This window comes from Ensifer adhaerens, from assembly GCF_002007205.1.
Taxonomy (GTDB): Bacteria; Pseudomonadota; Alphaproteobacteria; order Rhizobiales; family Rhizobiaceae; genus Ensifer; species Ensifer adhaerens_D.
In genome coordinates this window covers 218,535-233,544 of sequence record NZ_LAZS01000006.1, presented here as the reverse complement: position 1 = coordinate 233,544, position 15,010 = coordinate 218,535, and the positions used below count along the sequence as shown (strand labels likewise).

11 protein-coding genes, 1 pseudogene and 1 riboswitch are annotated in these 15,010 nt (G+C 62.7%); of the genes and pseudogenes, 5 read left to right on the top strand and 7 right to left on the bottom strand.

All coding sequences use genetic code 11. The annotated features are described in order from the left end of the window. Positions 1-70 precede the first annotated feature (70 nt). Positions 71-1,030 (top strand): 4-hydroxybenzoate octaprenyltransferase, encoded by a 960-nt coding sequence (ubiA, locus tag XB14_RS13800; RefSeq protein WP_077962183.1) that lies wholly within the window; start codon positions 71-73, stop codon positions 1,028-1,030. 425 nt (positions 1,031-1,455) lie between these two features. Here ubiA and XB14_RS13795 read toward each other — a convergent pair whose 3' ends face one another. After that, positions 1,456-2,022 carry a DUF6101 family protein gene (locus tag XB14_RS13795; RefSeq protein ID WP_034801118.1) on the bottom strand — a complete coding sequence of 189 codons (567 nt, stop codon included), beginning with the start codon at positions 2,020-2,022 and terminating at the stop codon, positions 1,456-1,458. Between the two features lie 343 nt (positions 2,023-2,365). Between XB14_RS13795 and XB14_RS13790 the strand changes: the two genes are divergently transcribed. Continuing rightward, positions 2,366-4,840, top strand: a complete 2,475-nt coding sequence (locus tag XB14_RS13790; protein WP_077962182.1) for a DUF1217 domain-containing protein — start codon at positions 2,366-2,368, stop codon at positions 4,838-4,840. A 72-nt stretch (positions 4,841-4,912) separates the two neighbouring features. On the opposite strand, the gene XB14_RS13785 is transcribed toward XB14_RS13790, so the two are convergent. The 3 genes from XB14_RS13785 to XB14_RS13775 all read right to left on the bottom strand — a co-directional run bounded on the left by XB14_RS13785 (position 4,913) and on the right by XB14_RS13775 (position 8,143). Then, positions 4,913-6,346 carry an FAD-binding oxidoreductase gene (locus tag XB14_RS13785; RefSeq protein WP_077962181.1) on the bottom strand — a complete coding sequence of 478 codons (1,434 nt, stop codon included), beginning with the start codon at positions 6,344-6,346 and terminating at the stop codon, positions 4,913-4,915. A 145-nt stretch (positions 6,347-6,491) separates the two neighbouring features. Then, entirely contained in the window at positions 6,492-7,466 is a 975-nt protein-coding gene (locus XB14_RS13780; protein ID WP_077962180.1) for an L-threonylcarbamoyladenylate synthase, read from the bottom strand. A gap of 77 nt (positions 7,467-7,543) precedes the next feature. Continuing rightward, a complete protein-coding gene (locus XB14_RS13775) occupies positions 7,544-8,143 on the bottom strand; it encodes a DUF6656 family protein (protein WP_077962179.1) in 600 nt (199 codons plus the stop codon). Positions 8,144-8,460: 317 nt separating this feature from the next. Next, a riboswitch (cobalamin riboswitch) is annotated at positions 8,461-8,661 on the top strand. Between the two features lie 103 nt (positions 8,662-8,764). On the opposite strand from XB14_RS13775, the gene XB14_RS13770 reads away from it, so the two are divergent. Both XB14_RS13770 and XB14_RS13765 read left to right on the top strand, forming a co-directional pair. Further along, entirely contained in the window at positions 8,765-10,009 is a 1,245-nt protein-coding gene (locus XB14_RS13770; RefSeq protein ID WP_077962178.1) for an aromatic ring-hydroxylating oxygenase subunit alpha, read from the top strand. A gap of 1 nt (position 10,010) precedes the next feature. Then, a complete protein-coding gene (locus XB14_RS13765) occupies positions 10,011-11,105 on the top strand; it encodes a hybrid-cluster NAD(P)-dependent oxidoreductase (protein WP_077962177.1) in 1,095 nt (364 codons plus the stop codon). 207 nt (positions 11,106-11,312) lie between these two features. Here the strand turns inward: XB14_RS13765 and XB14_RS13760 are convergent. Beyond that, a pseudogene (locus XB14_RS13760) lies at positions 11,313-12,350 on the bottom strand (glycoside hydrolase family 25 protein); the annotation flags it as partial. A gap of 394 nt (positions 12,351-12,744) precedes the next feature. Here XB14_RS13760 and XB14_RS13755 point away from each other — a divergent pair. Further along, entirely contained in the window at positions 12,745-13,197 is a 453-nt protein-coding gene (locus tag XB14_RS13755; protein ID WP_419178589.1) for a BA14K family protein, read from the top strand. Positions 13,198-13,306: 109 nt separating this feature from the next. On the opposite strand, the gene XB14_RS13750 is transcribed toward XB14_RS13755, so the two are convergent. Both XB14_RS13750 and XB14_RS13745 read right to left on the bottom strand, forming a co-directional pair. After that, positions 13,307-13,741: a VOC family protein gene (locus XB14_RS13750; RefSeq protein ID WP_077962175.1), complete on the bottom strand. Its 435-nt coding sequence runs from the start codon at positions 13,739-13,741 to the stop codon at positions 13,307-13,309. A 108-nt stretch (positions 13,742-13,849) separates the two neighbouring features. Continuing rightward, complete coding sequence (locus tag XB14_RS13745) at positions 13,850-14,839, bottom strand: transporter (protein ID WP_077962174.1); 990 nt, start codon at positions 14,837-14,839, stop codon at positions 13,850-13,852. Between the last annotated feature and the right edge of the window lie 171 nt (positions 14,840-15,010).

Sequence of the window (15,010 nt, the reverse complement as noted above, 5' to 3'; positions counted from 1 at the left end):
GCGCTTGGCCCCCACGGTCTGCGGCGATCTCGCCGCTTGACCGGCCGGGCCTGCGGGGTCAAACAGGGATATGAACACAATCTCTGCCGATTCCGGCCGCGTTCAGGACGCGCCGTCCAACAATTGGGTCTATCGCGTGCTGCCGCGGGCGCTTTGGCCCTATGCGCAGCTTGCCCGCTGGGACCGCCCGATCGGATGGCAACTGCTGCTGTTGCCCTGCCTCTGGTCCGTGGCTCTGGCGTCGGGTGCGGCGGCAAGCGCCGGTACCTTCTCGTTCGGCCGCTTGCTGTTCCATTGTTTCCTGTTCACTGTCGGCGCCATCGCCATGCGCGGCGCTGGCTGCACCTACAACGACATCGTCGATCACGACATCGATATGGAAGTGGCCCGCACGCGCTCGCGGCCGCTGCCGTCGGGCCGCGTCTCGCGCTTGCAGGCCAAGGTGTTCATGGTGCTTCAGGCGCTCGTCGGGCTCGTCGTGCTGCTGCAGTTCAACACTTTCTCGATCGTGCTCGGCATCCTGTCGCTGGCAATCGTCGCGATCTATCCCTTCGCCAAGCGGTTCACCGATTGGCCGCAGTTCTTCCTGGGGCTCGCCTTTTCCTGGGGGGCGTTGATGGGATGGGCCGCCGAATTCGGCACGCTGTCGCTTGCCGCCGTTCCGCTCTACGGCGCGGCCATCGCCTGGACGATCGGTTACGACACGATCTATGCCTACCAGGACAAGGAGGATGACGAGTTGATCGGCGTGCGCTCGACGGCGCGTCGGTTCGGGGAAAATCCGCGGCCATGGCTGATAGGCCTCTACGGCATTGCGACGCTGCTCGTCCTTTTGTCGTTTCTTGCAGCCGGGGCAGGGGCCGTTGCCTATCTCGGCCTTCTGATTGCAGCCGCGATGCTGACCTATCAGATCCTCGTGTTGAACATCCACGATCCCGCGCAGTGCCTGGCGCTGTTCAAGTTCAACGGCATCGTCGGTCTGATTATCTTTGGCGGGCTCGTGCTGGCGCTTGTGCTGCGCCTGATATGAAAAATCCTCCGTCGCGGCGGAGGATCGTCTTCATGCTATACCGTCGGTGTCGCCCTTGGCGGGCCGCGAAGGCTCAGGCCCAGCTGATCTCGCGAGCGGCCTTGCGCTTCTTCGCCTCGTGACGTGCACGGAAGCTGGACAGGACGGCGGCAACGGCTGAGGCGATGTGCTTGCGCATCGGGTTTCTCCTTCTTCGTGGTCTTGGCTATGAACCCGATATGGCACGAAGAAGGCGATGCGGCTGTTTCCGTGGGAACATCCCGATAATTCTCCGGGAAGCTTGCAGCCCCAATGGCACGAGAGCGCGAAGGTAATGCGCGATACGCCAGGCATGGCTTCTGCGACAGATCTGGCGCCGGCGTGCCAAACGCCAACAGCCGGCCGCAGGGAACGGCCGGCTGTTGTGCTGGAGGTATGCTTGGGAATTAGCTGCGGGCGATGATTTCGCGGCCGTCGATCTTCATGTGAACGCCAAGCGTGCCGGTGGAGCGGCGCACGAGGAAGCGCGGCCGGCGCTCTGCGAAGAAGGAATGGCGGCGGCGCGGCTTGACGGGCGCCGTGCGCACGTCGCCGAGGTGTTCTTCGAGCGGCCTTGCCACGCCATCCGCTTCGACCATCAGCATCGGAATGCGGTAAGCTTCTGCCCAGGCGCGCCAGTCGGCCGCGATGTCGGACAGGTCGTGTGCGACGAGCAGCGGGACGCAGAGGTCCGGGTCGTCGTGATGAAGTTCCAGCGTCACTGTAACGTCTCCGTCGCCGTGATCGATCGCGCGAGCCGCGACCCCCTTGAATGCCCGCGCCGGCAGTGCGATCGAAAGCGGCAGGCCGCTCGATGGTAGCACCTTGCGCAGAACTGCGCCACGCTCGTCCAGGCTGATCGTGACATTACCCGTGTGACCACGCAACGCGTAGCTTGCCTGCTGTGGAAAGCGCTGCGGATCAAGACGGAGCGTGTTTTCGACCCATGCGGGTTGAGAGAGTGTGTTGCGCATTTCAATCGCCCTTGTTTTTCCTTGAGAGCCGGTTTCCGGTCTTCTCGTCGGGACTTTTCGTCCTCTATGTGCGGGAGAATAGGCGGCGCCCTTTCCGAACGACTTAAAATTCGCGGTTAAGAAAACTTTGCGTTTTTCGATGGTTAGCAAAAGCCGACCGGTCAGGGTTTCCGTTTCGTCAACGCCGCCGGCGGGTTCGTTCCGATCAGGCGCAACTGCGCTGACGCTCGGGTTGCTGGCAAAAGCCACACGCAAGCCACTCCTGCAATCATGACGCGTCAGAATTCTGTTTCGGGGATCGGGTCCGGCCTTTCCCCTTGGGTAACCGACGAGGCGCCAGGGCATGGTATCGACCTATCTCGACTACAGTCGCATTACGCGGGACATGAGGAGCAGCCTAAACCGCGTCGCCCAGCAGCCGCAGATCGCCCGTGAAGCCGAGTATTATAAAGAGAACATCGGCAACGTGAAAACTGTCGAGGAGTTTCTGGGCGACTATCGTCTCTACTCCTACGCGATGAAGGCGCATGGCCTCGAGGACATGACCTATGCCAAGGCCTTCATGCGCAAGGTCCTGGAAAGCGATCTTTCCGACGAAAACAGCTTTGCCAACCGTCTCACCGATGAACGCTATCGCAACTTCGCGCAGGCCTTCAGCTTCAGTTCGTCGAAGCCGATGGCTCAAACCAACGCACAGCAGGATGCACTGATCGGTCTCTACAACGAGCGCATCGCCAGTCTCGACACGGTCATGCGGGGCGAGATGGCCTATTTTGGCGCGGCCATGGACCTCGTCACCGATGTCGATCAATTCCTCGGCAACGAAAGGCTGCGCTCGTTTGCGTTTACGGTTTTCGACCTGGACCCGAAGACATTCAACTACACGGAAGTTCGCGACGGGCTGACCACCAGTTCTGCGGACCTGGGCAACGCCAGGCTCGCCGCAGCGACGAGACGGGATGAAGCGCTCAAGCTGTATACGGATCTCGACACGCGGATCAAGACTCTCGGGGCGATCGACAAGCTGACCGCCGAACTGGCGGCGGCGCCCGCTGCCGACAAGCCGGCGATTCAGGCGAAGATCGACGAACAGAACGCGATCGTCGCCGATCTCGATGCCAAGCTGCCGCCACGCGACCAGGCGCCGGCGCTGATGACGTCGCTCGGACAGGAATTGAACACGCTGAACGGACGCATCCGCAATCTCGACACCTATATCGCCATGAAGAATTTCTTCAACTTCAACCCCGACGGTAGCGTGCCGGCTGGCGGGAAGGCGATCAGCGACGCAAAGAAGACGGAACTCAACAATATCTACGTCTTCAAGAAACCCGGGGAGACGCCATTGGGGGGCGCGCGCCTGACGGGCGCCGGGGCGCTGCTCAACAAGGAATACTACGAACAGAAGATCGCCGGCATCACCACCATCGCCGAGCTGACAAGCGAAACCCGGCTGTTCAATTACATCGTCACGGCCTTCGGTCTCAAGGCATCGACGACGATGCCGTCGACGATTGAAAACATCCTCACGAGTGACATCAACGACCCGAACAGCTACGTCAACACACAGGGCGGCGAGTACAATGCCGCCTTTAAGGAACTGCACAAGGCTTTCAACTTCCAGCCTGACGGCACGCTGCAGCCGGGCAAGACGGCCCAGGACGCCGATCAGTTGAAGAAGACGTCCGACAGCTACATGGTGCGCTACAACGACAAGGGCGATGCCGAAGACGAAGCCGTGGTCAGGAGATTCAAGCTTCTGGTCAATTCGATGGAGTCGGTCGACAAGCTGCTCGCCGACAAGGGCGTACTGGAATTCACGCTGAGCGCCTTCGGGCTCGAAGGCGAGGACCTGAGCGCGCGCGAACTGAAGCGCATCCTGACCAGCGATCTCAACGATCCCAGGAGCTACGCCAACACGCTGCGCGACGAGCGCTACGTCAAGCTCGTGAAGGCATTCAACTTCAATCCGGACGGAACGCTCGGCGCGCCGAAGCTCGCACAAAGCGACGCCGACATCATGAGCACGGCGAGGGATTATATCATCGCCAAGTCCCGCTTCGGCACGGACGAGGAGAAGAAGGTCGCCAAGGAAAAGGCCCAGGACGAAGCCAAATATTACACCGCCGAGATCGCAAAGATCGAAACGCTGGATGACTTCCTCAAAAACCGGCGGCTGGTCGACCTTGTTCTTGTCGGCTCGGGCATCGATCCGGCGACGGTCAAGACCGATTATCTCAGGGATATGTTTACGTCGGACCTCGACGATCCGAAGAGCTTCATCAACAAGGATCCGAACGGGCTGAAGTATCGCGAGATCGTCGCTTCCTTCAATTTCGACAAGGAGGGCAAGATCGTCCGGGGCGAGGCAGGGCAGATCCAGACCCGCCGCGGTCTCATCACCACGGTAGATCTGTTCCTCAACCAGTCGCTCGAGGAGAAGGAAGGCGCCGATAACGGCGGCGTTCGCCTGGCGCTCTACTTCAAGCGCAAGGCCCCGGAAATCAATACGGCCTACGACATCCTGGCCGACCGCGCCTTGTCCGAGGTCATCAAGACGGCCTACAGCATGCCGGAAGGCCTGCAGAACGCCAAGATCGAAGCGCAGGCGGCCTATATCGAGCGCACCGTCAACATCAAGGAGCTGCAGGAGCCCGGGCAGCTCGAAAAGCTCCTGCAGCGCTTCACGGCGCTCTATGACGTCGAAAACAACACGGATGTCTCGGCCGGTCTTGCTATCCTCACCGGCGGCGGCGGTGGCGGCGTCAGTGCCGAGACGCTGATGTCGCTCTCGCAGTTGCGATCGGGTGGCCGCTGACCCAGGCTACCCAATGGTTGAACTCGATCGCGCCCGGCGAGACCGTAGCTGATCGCACAAGGCCGACCGCCATCACTCTTCCGTGCGCAGAACCTTGTCCGGATTCATGATGCCTGCGGGATCGAACGCGTGTTTGATCCGTTGCATCAGCTCGATCTCGATGGGCGACCGCACCTCGGCGAGCTCGTCGCGCTTCAGCTGGCCGATGCCGTGTTCGGCTGAGATCGAGCCGTTGTAGCGCAGGACGATGCCGTGGACGATCGCGTTGATTTCGCGCCAGCGGTCAAGGAACGCCTGTTTGTCGGCGCCAACCGGCTGCGAGATGTTGTAGTGAATGTTGCCGTCGCCCATGTGGCCGAACGAGCAGATGCGCGCGCCAGGGATCGCCTTCATGACGGCGGCATCCGCCTCCTTCATGAAGGCCGGAATGCTGGAAACGGGCACGGAGACATCGTGCTTGATGGAGCCGCCCTCGGGTTTTTGCGCTGGCGACATGCTCTCGCGCATGTGCCACAGCCCCTTGGCCTGCGTCTCGTTGGCGGCGATCACGGCATTTTCGACGAGACCGGCGGCAAAACCCTGTTCCAGGAGATCGTTGACCATGCGCTCGGCGCTTTCGGCCGAATCCGAGGTCGAGATATCGATCAGCGCGTACCAGGGATGAACCGTTTCCATCGGGTCGCGAACACCGGGAATGTGTCTGGTGGTGAACTCGACGCCGAGCCGCGGCATCAGTTCGAAGCCGGTCAGTGCCGGGCCGCAGAGGCTGGACGCCTTTTCGAACAGGGCGAGCGCATGCTCGACGCTGCCGACGCCGGCGAAAGCGACCTGATGCCCGAGCGGCTTCGGAAACAGCTTGAGCACGGCGCCGGTGATGACGCCGAGCGTGCCTTCCGCGCCGATGAAGAGATCGCGCAGATCGTAGCCGGTATTGTCCTTCTTCAGCCGGCGCAGGCCGTCCCAGATCTCGCCGGTCGGCAGCACCACTTCAAGCCCGAGGCAGAGCTGGCGCATGTTGCCATAGGCAAGCACGGCCGTGCCCCCGGCATTGGTGGAGAGATTTCCGCCGATGCGGGCCGAGCCTTCCGATCCGAGCGACAGCGGGAACAGCCTGTTGTGATCGTCCGCCGCCTTCTGGATGTCGGCGAGAATGCAGCCGGCGTCGGCCACGATCACGTTGCCGACCGGATCGACGTCGCGAATGCGGGTGAGTCGTTCCAGTGAAAGCACGATATCAGCCTTACCCTCCCGCGGGATCTGCCCGGCGACGTGGCCGGTGTTGCCGCCCTGCGGCACGATCGCCGTGCGGGTGGCGCTTGCGAGCTTCATGATGCGCGAGACCTCGTCGACCGAGCCGGGGCGCAGCACCATCGGCGTCGTGCCACGGTAAAGCCCGCGGGATTCGACGAGGTAGCGCGCCTTGTCCGCTTCGGCCGTCAGCACATTGGCGCTGCCGACGATCTCGATGAAGGAAGCGATGAGTTCGGGAGAGGGAAGGATGGTCATGGGCCCCACTTCGCAATGCGCTCGCGCGCGCTATCGGATCGGTCGATCGGAGGACGCGATCCTCGGTTCGTGTCGGCTGCGATCATAATCGCAATTGCTGCCGTTCGGTGAAGGGAGAGTGCGGAGAAGATGCCGCACCGCCATCTCATGCTCGCGGTGCCGCTGCCCGCTGCAGCCGGTCGATGATGGCTTCTCCCAATCCTTCCGAAGGGATCGGGCCGAAGGCGATCGTCTGAGCGCCGCTGGCGTCCGCCCGCTTCATGTAGTCGAAGAGATTGGCGGCTGCTTCGCGCAGATTTCCGGCCGGGGAAAGGTCTAGAACGATGGCCGCCTGTTCCTCGCCGAGGATCCGGCCGCCGCCGAAACGGATCAAGGCTTCGCCCGCGTGCACCTCGGCGGCATCGAGCCGGACGGCGGCGCCGGGCGCATAGTGCGAGGCGAGCATTCCCGGAGCCTCGATCGTCGCCCCCGCGCTCTCCAGCCGGATCACCGGACGATCAAGCAGGCGTTCGATCGCGGCGGCATCGAGGCCACCCGGCCGAAGCAGACGGATCTCGTCGCCATCGACCTTGATGATCGTCGACTCCAGGCCGATTTGCGCCGGGCCGGCATCGAGGATCAGTTTCAGCTTGTCCCCGAGATCGGCCTCCACATGGGCCGCACTGGTGGGGCTGATCTTGCCCGAGGTGTTGGCGCTGGGTGCGGCGAGCGGCCGGCCGAAGCGGGCGATCACCCGGCGCGAGAAGCCGTCGGGCATGCGGATGCCAAGCGTGTCGAGGCCGGCAGACGCCAGCGCATGCACGGTGCTGTCGCGCCGCTGCGGCAGGATCAGCGTCAGCGGTCCGGGCCAGAAAGCTTCGGCCAGGCGTCGGGACAGAGGGTCGAAGGTCACATGCGCTTCGGCCATCGCCGTGTCCGAGACATGCGAGATCAGCGGATTGAAGCGCGGCCGCCCCTTCATCTCGTAGATGCGGCTGATCGCATCGGGATTGGTGGCGTCGGCAGCAAGGCCATAGACGGTTTCGGTCGGAATGGCGACCGGCTCGCCTTCGGCGAGAACGGCGCAGGCGCGTTCGATCGCGCGGTCCGGTTCCTTGTCCGTGTCAATGATCTCAGCCATGCCGTTTCCTTTCCGACGCTTCCTTAACGGACGCGCCGGCAAAACAGAACGATTTTCTTTGTGGAACCGGATACGGCTCAGAGGCTGCGGATGATGCGACGCAAGGCGTTGTCCTTGGCGCCGAGCATCAGGACGTTCTTCAACGCGACCTTGGGATCTTCGGTGCGAAAGAGCAGCCCGTTGTCGCTCACATTGCGGTTGATGACCATTTGTCCGTCGTCGCTGTTCGGCTCGATGGCCACGGCGAAATACATGCGGGAGTAGCCGGTCTGGATGCGCTCGAAGAAATGCGTCTCGTCGCCGAGGTCGCAAAAGAAATTGGCGAAGTAGAACGACCAGGTAATGTCCCTGGATGGTGCCACCGGCGTGCGCGCCGCCGTCACGTGACAGTAGCCAAGATGCGGCCTGCCGACGAGTGTGCGGTGGAAGATCATCTTCGGAAACTGGATCGACGCGTGAAAGCCGTTGATCCTCTTGTGCGTGGTATCGCCGGCGGTGGTAAGCTTCTTGGCCGTCCGTTCCGCCACTTCTTCATAGCTGAGATAGCGGCGCTCGCTCGGCACCCATTGCCGGCGATTGATCCGGCCGGTGCGCAGGAATTCGGTATGAACTGCCGCCTTCGGCGGCATCGCCGGCGGCTTCTCGGCCGCCGCGTCGTAATATCTGAGCTTTGCCATGATCGTCAGCGCGCCATCTGCCTGCCTTGCCGGACCTGTCGTCCGCCGCGCAAGGCTAACGCCTCATGGTTAACGAAAGATTTCGATCCGATGCGGGACCCCAGGCCGGCGGTCGAAGCGGATGTCGCAAACGGGCGAAGTCTTCACGCGCCGGCGACAGACGGGGCGCAAAAGACGGCAAATGCCCAATATTTAAACTATCCATTTGTTTGTAATGCATAAAATTGCAAAGACGGATCGTTATCATCCGAATTATCCGTGTCGTCATTCTGGAATTGGATGTCGCTATTCGGCAGCTCCCGAGCGGGGTTCCAAGCTTACATATCCTTACTCAAGGTGCCGTCTTCGAAGAGGAGGCGGAGAATTGGGAAGCCGGTCAAATCCCGGCGCTGCCCCCGCAACGGTGGTGGAGCGAAAGCCTCGGCAAGGCCACTGGACGGTTCGTCCGGGAAGGCGCCGGGCTGGTCCGAAAGGACGGCTCCTGAGCCCGGAAACCAGCCTTGACGGACATAACCGTAACGGGTTGCGGCGGGCAGCCGGATCGGAGCCGACAACGTATGGGCGTGCGCCCGTGCGGGTTCCTGTCCTGCCTCTCCGAAACATGGCGCATGAGGACAGGACATGGACACCAGAAACGATATGCTTCGCAGGCTGAAGGGCCGCCGCGACGGTTACAGTCTCGATCGGGCCTTCTACATCGACCCCGACTTCTATCGGCAGGATCTGGAAAACATCTGGTACAAGGACTGGCTGTTCATCGGCCATGACTGCGAGATCCCGCGGGCCGGCAATTACTTCACCGCCCAGGTCGGCGACTATCCCGTCGTCATTACCCGTGATCGCCAGGGCACGATCCGCGCCTTGCACAATTCCTGCCGCCACCGCGGCTCCCGCGTCTGCACGCAAGCAAAGGGCTCGTCGGCGAAACTCGTCTGTCCCTATCACCAGTGGACCTACGAGCTCGACGGCTCGCTGCTCTTTGCCCGCCAGATGGGCGAGGATTTCGACAAGGCGGCCCATAGCCTGAAGCCGATCCATTGCGAGACGGTCGGCGGCTATATCTTCATCAATCTGTCGGACAAGCCCGCGGACTTCGCGGCGTTTCGTGAGCTGGTCACGCCCTATCTGGCGCCGCATCGCCTCGGCGAAACCAAGGTCGCCTTCGAAAGCACGATCGTCGAAAAGGGCAACTGGAAGCTCGTCTGGGAAAACAACCGCGAGTGCTACCATTGCGCCGCCAATCATCCGGAACTCTGCCGCACCTATCCGGAAGCTCCGACCGCGACCGGCGTACAGGGCGCCAAGGACGATCCCGTCATCGCCGAGCATTGGGCGAAGTGCGAGGCGGAGGGCCTGCCGAGCGAATTCCGGATGTCACCGACCGGCCAGTTCCGCGCCGCGCGCATGCCGCTCGTCGACAATGCCGAGAGCTACACCATGTCGGGCGCGCGCGCCGTCAGGCAGGCGCTGTCGGCCGACGTGCATCAAAAGCAGATCGGCACGCTCTTGATGTTCCATTATCCCACCACCTGGAACCACGTGCTCGCCGACCACGCAATCACCTTCCGTGTGCTGCCGCTCGGCCCCGAGCTGACGCAGGTAACGACGAAGTGGCTGGTCAACAAGGATGCGGTCGAGGGGGTCGACTACAATCTTGAAGAACTGACGCATGTCTGGACCGAGACCAACGACCAGGATCGCCAGATCGTCGAGGAGAATGCCTTCGGCATCCGCTCGCCTGCCTATCAGCCCGGACCCTATTCGCCCGAGCACGAGGGTGGCGTGATGCAGTTCGTCGAATGGTACTGCAAGTTCATGGAGCAGCGCCTGCAGGGCGATGCGGCTCCGCTTTCAAGGGTCGCCTGACATGCAGATGGCATCCTCCTTCCATCACTTCGATGCGCTGCATGTCTGGATCGACCGGCAGCAGATGCTCGAATGCACGTCCGCGGTCGTCGAAACCGCCGATGTCATGACCTTCACCTTCCGGGCCGAAAAGCCGGCCTGGTTCCGCTATCTGCCCGGGCAATTCGTGACCCTCGAACTGCCGACCGCCGACGAGCCGGTCATGCGCACCTATACGCTTTCATCGACGCCATCGCGGCCGCTTTCGATCGCCGTGACGGTGAAGGCGCAGGCCGACAGCATCGGCACCCGCTGGATGTTCGATCATCTGAAGCCGGGCATGAAGCTCCGCGCCTTCGGCCCACTCGGCGATTTCAGCTTCGTGCGCCACCCCGGCGACAAGTACCTGTTCATCTCGGCCGGCTCCGGCATTACGCCGATGATGTCGATGACGCGCTGGATGGCCGATTGCGTGCCGGAAACCGATGTCACCTTCATCTCCTGCGCGCGTCGGCCGGAGGATCTGCTCTTCCGCTCGGAGTTGGAGGTTCTGGCGACGCAAATGACCGGACTGAACCTTGGCTTCATCGTCGAGGGGCACGAGGCGCGCCATGGCTGGCACGGGCTTCGCGGCCGCATCGACGGCGCCAAGCTGCCGCTGCTCGCGCCCGATTTCCTGGAGCGCACCGTCTTCTGCTGCGGTCCGGAGCCCTTCATGCGTGGCGTGCGCGAGATGCTGATATCGGCCGGCTTCGACATGAGCCGCTACCACGAAGAGAGCTTCCAGCCGGCGGCAGCACCCGCCGCGGAAGAGATCGCCGTGCGCGCCGGCGGTGGCGACGACGGCGAGGTCCAGGCCGCCAAGATCGCCTTCACCATGAGCGGCAAGGAAATCGAGGCCAAGCCCGGCCAGACGATCCTGCAGGCGGCGCGCGCAAACGGGGTGCGCATCGGCGCGGCCTGCGAGGGCGGCATCTGCGGCACCTGTCGGGTGATGAAGGTCGCAGGCGAGGTGGAGATGAACCACAATGGCGGCATTCTCGACGACGAGATTGACGAGGGCTACATCCTCGCCTGCTGCTCGCGGCCGCTCGGTGACGTCCAGATCGAAGCGTGAGGAGCGAATGCAAGTCGCGCGAAAGTGCGCTGCGGTTTGCGCTTACGACATGCGACAAATCAATAACTTGAAGCGCGCCAATCGCGGTGCGCTTTAAGGCGCGTTGCAGGCGATCGGATTGGCCGAAACGCCTCCGGGCGCATCGGTACCGGCAGCCGCTTTCGGGCATGCGCCCTGCGCGGCCTCCTTGCCTGCAATCGCCACCTGCAGGGCACGCTCCTGACGGGCGAAATCGATCGAGCCGGTCACCAGCATGTCGACGCCGCTGCCGGCGGCGCTCGTGGCGTCGGCCCGGCTGACGAGCAGCGGCGCGCTGAAGATTGCCGTCGCCCGTGCGACCGCGTGCATGCCGGTTCCCCGCTCGGCCTGAGCGACGAGCGTGAGCGGCAATGGCTTTTCTGGCAGCAATGCGCCCTGCGCCCAGGTCGCCTTCAGCGCCAGCGGCGACTTTGCGGCCACATTCACGTCGATGTCGTCGAGTGTTCCCGGCACGCGATATGGGCAGCGGCGCTTACCGCAGTTGATGCCGGAGGAGAACTGCCACAGCGCGTAGCTGTCCCAGTTGCCCATGGGGAAGACCTGGCGGATATCCGGCTTGTAGCGGGCGTACCAGAGCGGCAGGCGCGACAGCAGCCGGTGCTTGGCGCGGTGCGTCGCGATGTATTTGGCGGTGATGTGGTTGGTATAGAGGATCGGGTAGCGCCCGGTCCTGGTCTTGATGTGCCCAGCGAAGATGGCGGCATCCTCGAGCGACATGTATTTTTCCGGGTCGATACCCTCGATATCGAGCACCATCAGTTCGTCGTCGCGCGGCTCCGCATAGTCGAGAAAATGGTTTGCCTGGTCGACGGGATTGCCCGGACGGGCAAGATGATAGGCGCCCCAGAGCAGCCCATGCGAGCGGGCGAGCATCCGGCGTGTCTGGTAGAGCTCGCGGCTGACGGCGTATTTGCGCCACATCGTCTTGCAGTGGGCGAAGGTGTCGCCGTTGTGGTCGCCGGTGCAGGAGAAGCTCTCGGGCAGGCCGTCCGAGGCCTTGGCGATGAAGCCGGAAACGCGCTTGTCTGCAAGCATCGTTTCCCAGTCGATGCTGTTCATCTCATAGGCATCGACAATGATGGCGTTCGCCTTGGTCTTCCAGGGCTCCAGCTCACCGGCGCGTGCGATCGCCGCCGCGAAAGCCAGACCGATGAAGGTCGCGAGGCGCAGAATCATCCCTGTCGTGGAGATACACCGCTTTGCCATTCTCTGAGATTGCCGACTGTATCGTTAACGCATCGTAAATCCCAGCCCCCGTGCGGGACTGTGCGGGAGCGGCGCGTGAATGTATACCGACCTGCGGCTGTATATAAGCAATCGCTTTCTTGTTCCCGCTGTGACGACCGTCGCGCTGAAAAATGATCGGCGATGCCACAACGCATTCCGTAGCAACGATCGTCGGCTGCGCAACCCCGGGGCAACCTGAGCCAGAAGATGGAACAAAACCGGTGACTTATGCGTTATCGGGCGATTTCGGATCTCCCGGCTGAGGGACATCCCCGTATCGGCCTCGGTTCGGGTGAAATCATGCAGAGGTTGAAATGTCGCGGCTGCTCGAGACCGGGGCCGTGCAACATGCTTTCGGTGATGGAGGGATTTGATGAAGAAATTTCTGCAGTCCGGGATGATCAGGTGGTTTTCCGTGGCCGTCGCCGCGGCGGTGCTGGTGACGTCGGCCGCCCCGTCACAGGCCTTCACGCCGACGCCGCCGCGCGTCGAGCGGCAGAGCGACGCGCAGAACGTCCAGTATCGCCGGCCTGGCATGGAGCGACGCGGCGGCTATTACTATTACAACGGCTACCGCGGTTATAACTATCGCCGCCCGGGCTATCGCTACTACAATGGCTGGTGGTATCCGATGGCAGCCTTCGGAACCGGGGTGATCATCGGTGGGGCGATTGCCCAGCCGCCGCGCTACACGCGTCCTGCCCCTGTCTATGGCAGCCGCCATGTGCAGTGGTGCTACGACCGCTATCGCTCGTACCGGGCCTACGACAACACCTATCAGCCCTATGGCGGCCCGCGCCAGCAATGCTATTCGCCCTATAGCTAAGGGCCGGGCAGGGCCGGACGCCTTCGCTTCCGGCCCTTTTACGTTTGGGTTCGTCTGAGAATGTCATTGCTGCGGGCCACCGGCCGGGCGAGAAGCTGTCTTGCATTGGCTAAAGTTCTTGGGCGAGCCCGATGAGAAGACGTTCGGGCCCGCGGATGTAGCAAAGCCGATAGGCGTCCTTGTATTCGACCACTTCGCCAACAAGCTGCGCGCCGCGTTTGCGCAGCCGCTCAAGCGTCTCGTCGACGTCATCTACGGCAAACATCACGCGAAGGTAGCCAAGCGCGTTGACCGGGGCATTGCGGTGATCGGCGATCACCTTCGGCGCGAGGAAGCGGGAAAGCTCGAGCCTGCTGTGGCCATCCGGTGTGCGCATCATGGCAATCTCCACACGCTGATCGCTAAGCCCGGTGACACGCCCGGCCCATTCCCCCTCGATCGTCGCCCGCCCTTCGAGCTCGAGGCCGAGTTCGCGAAAGAACTCAATCGTGCCTACGAGGTCTTCGACAACGATCCCGACATTGTCCATTCGCTTGAGCGCCATGGTTCCGATCCCTGAGGTGTCGTTGCAGGCCAGTCTACAGGCTGTCCTATCCTTGAACAACCGAGGCGAGAACCACCTGGGCGCTTGGCCATCCGTTCCGATATCGTCTCAGAGGATGCCGATCCGCCTGAGAATCCACCAGGCAAGCCCCATCGAGAGTGCGATGAACAGCGCCGCGTAGAGCGTACCGGTGCCGTCGGCAAAAGGCAGAGCCCCGGTGTTCATGCCGAAAAAACCGGTGACGAGTGTCGGCGGCAAGAGGAAGGCGGTCATCAGCGACAGGATGTAGAGATGCCGGTTGGTCTCGGACGAGATCTTGCTGTCGATCTCCTCATGCAGCAGCCGCGCCCGTTCCTGCAGCGCGAAAACGTCGCGATCGACCGCTTCGAGCCGGTCGGACAGCCGCTCGGCGGCATCGATGAAACCGGGCGGCACTTCATCCTCATCCGATGCGCCCGCGCGTCTGAGCAGGGCAAGGGTCGTGCGCAGGTGCCGGTGCAGCCGCACCACCGTCCGGCGGAGCGGCGCGAGCCCCGGCTGCTGGCGGTGCCCGGCCTCGCCGTAGACATGGTCCTCGATGACGTTCAGATCCTCGGTCAGTTCCAGAACCAGCGAGATCAGCGTGCGCTGGAATTCGACCACGATCATTTCGAAGAGGTCGATCGGGCGACTGCACTTGGCGCTCTTTTCCACCGCCGCCTTGACGCGGTCGATGCTGCGCAAGGGGTGCAGGCGGGTGGTGATGATGATCCGGTCGCTGACGGCGAAATGCAGCCAGCCGATCGTCTTGGTCACGGCGTCGAAGGTGCGCTCGAAGTCGACGAGCGTGCCGTGCACGATATCGTCGGAGACGGTGATGGCCGCCTGCGTGTCGTGGCTGGTGAGCGTGGCGACGGCGTGGGGTGGCAGCTTGCCGATGCGCTCGATGAGCGCGGGCGTTCGCGCATCGGAAAGCGCCAGATGCACCCAGACCCATCCTTCCCCTTCAAGCAGGCTGTCGATCGAAGCGTCGGTGGCGATGCGCTGGCAGCGGCTTTCGCCCGGCAGGAAACGATAGGCCCAGACGATGCCGGGTATTTCGGGGGAAATCAGGTTCATCCGAACGCCTTGGCAAGGGGCGGCCGCATGCTCCCTTCCATCGGTTGGGATGGAGGGAGGAACATGCAGCCATTCAAAGTGCTACATTGACCTTCGCGCGCCCTGCGCGCAGCGCTGTCTGTCTTGGCTTCTATGCGCCGTTGATGACAGTTTTGTTACAGGCGGCGGCAG

Coding starts and splice junctions, on each gene's coding strand:
- XB14_RS13790 (WP_077962182.1), top strand. CDS start 2,366: ATGGTATCGACCTATCTCGACTACAGTCGCATTACGCGGGACATGAGG.
- ubiA (WP_077962183.1), top strand. CDS start 71: ATGAACACAATCTCTGCCGATTCCGGCCGCGTTCAGGACGCGCCGTCC.
- XB14_RS13780 (WP_077962180.1), bottom strand. CDS start 7,466: ATGGCTGAGATCATTGACACGGACAAGGAACCGGACCGCGCGATCGAA.
- XB14_RS13795 (WP_034801118.1), bottom strand. CDS start 2,022: ATGCGCAACACACTCTCTCAACCCGCATGGGTCGAAAACACGCTCCGT.
- XB14_RS13755 (WP_419178589.1), top strand. CDS start 12,745: ATGAAGAAATTTCTGCAGTCCGGGATGATCAGGTGGTTTTCCGTGGCC.
- XB14_RS13750 (WP_077962175.1), bottom strand. CDS start 13,741: ATGGCGCTCAAGCGAATGGACAATGTCGGGATCGTTGTCGAAGACCTC.
- XB14_RS13745 (WP_077962174.1), bottom strand. CDS start 14,839: ATGAACCTGATTTCCCCCGAAATACCCGGCATCGTCTGGGCCTATCGT.
- XB14_RS13770 (WP_077962178.1), top strand. CDS start 8,765: ATGGACACCAGAAACGATATGCTTCGCAGGCTGAAGGGCCGCCGCGAC.
- XB14_RS13765 (WP_077962177.1), top strand. CDS start 10,011: ATGCAGATGGCATCCTCCTTCCATCACTTCGATGCGCTGCATGTCTGG.
- XB14_RS13785 (WP_077962181.1), bottom strand. CDS start 6,346: ATGACCATCCTTCCCTCTCCCGAACTCATCGCTTCCTTCATCGAGATC.
- XB14_RS13775 (WP_077962179.1), bottom strand. CDS start 8,143: ATGGCAAAGCTCAGATATTACGACGCGGCGGCCGAGAAGCCGCCGGCG.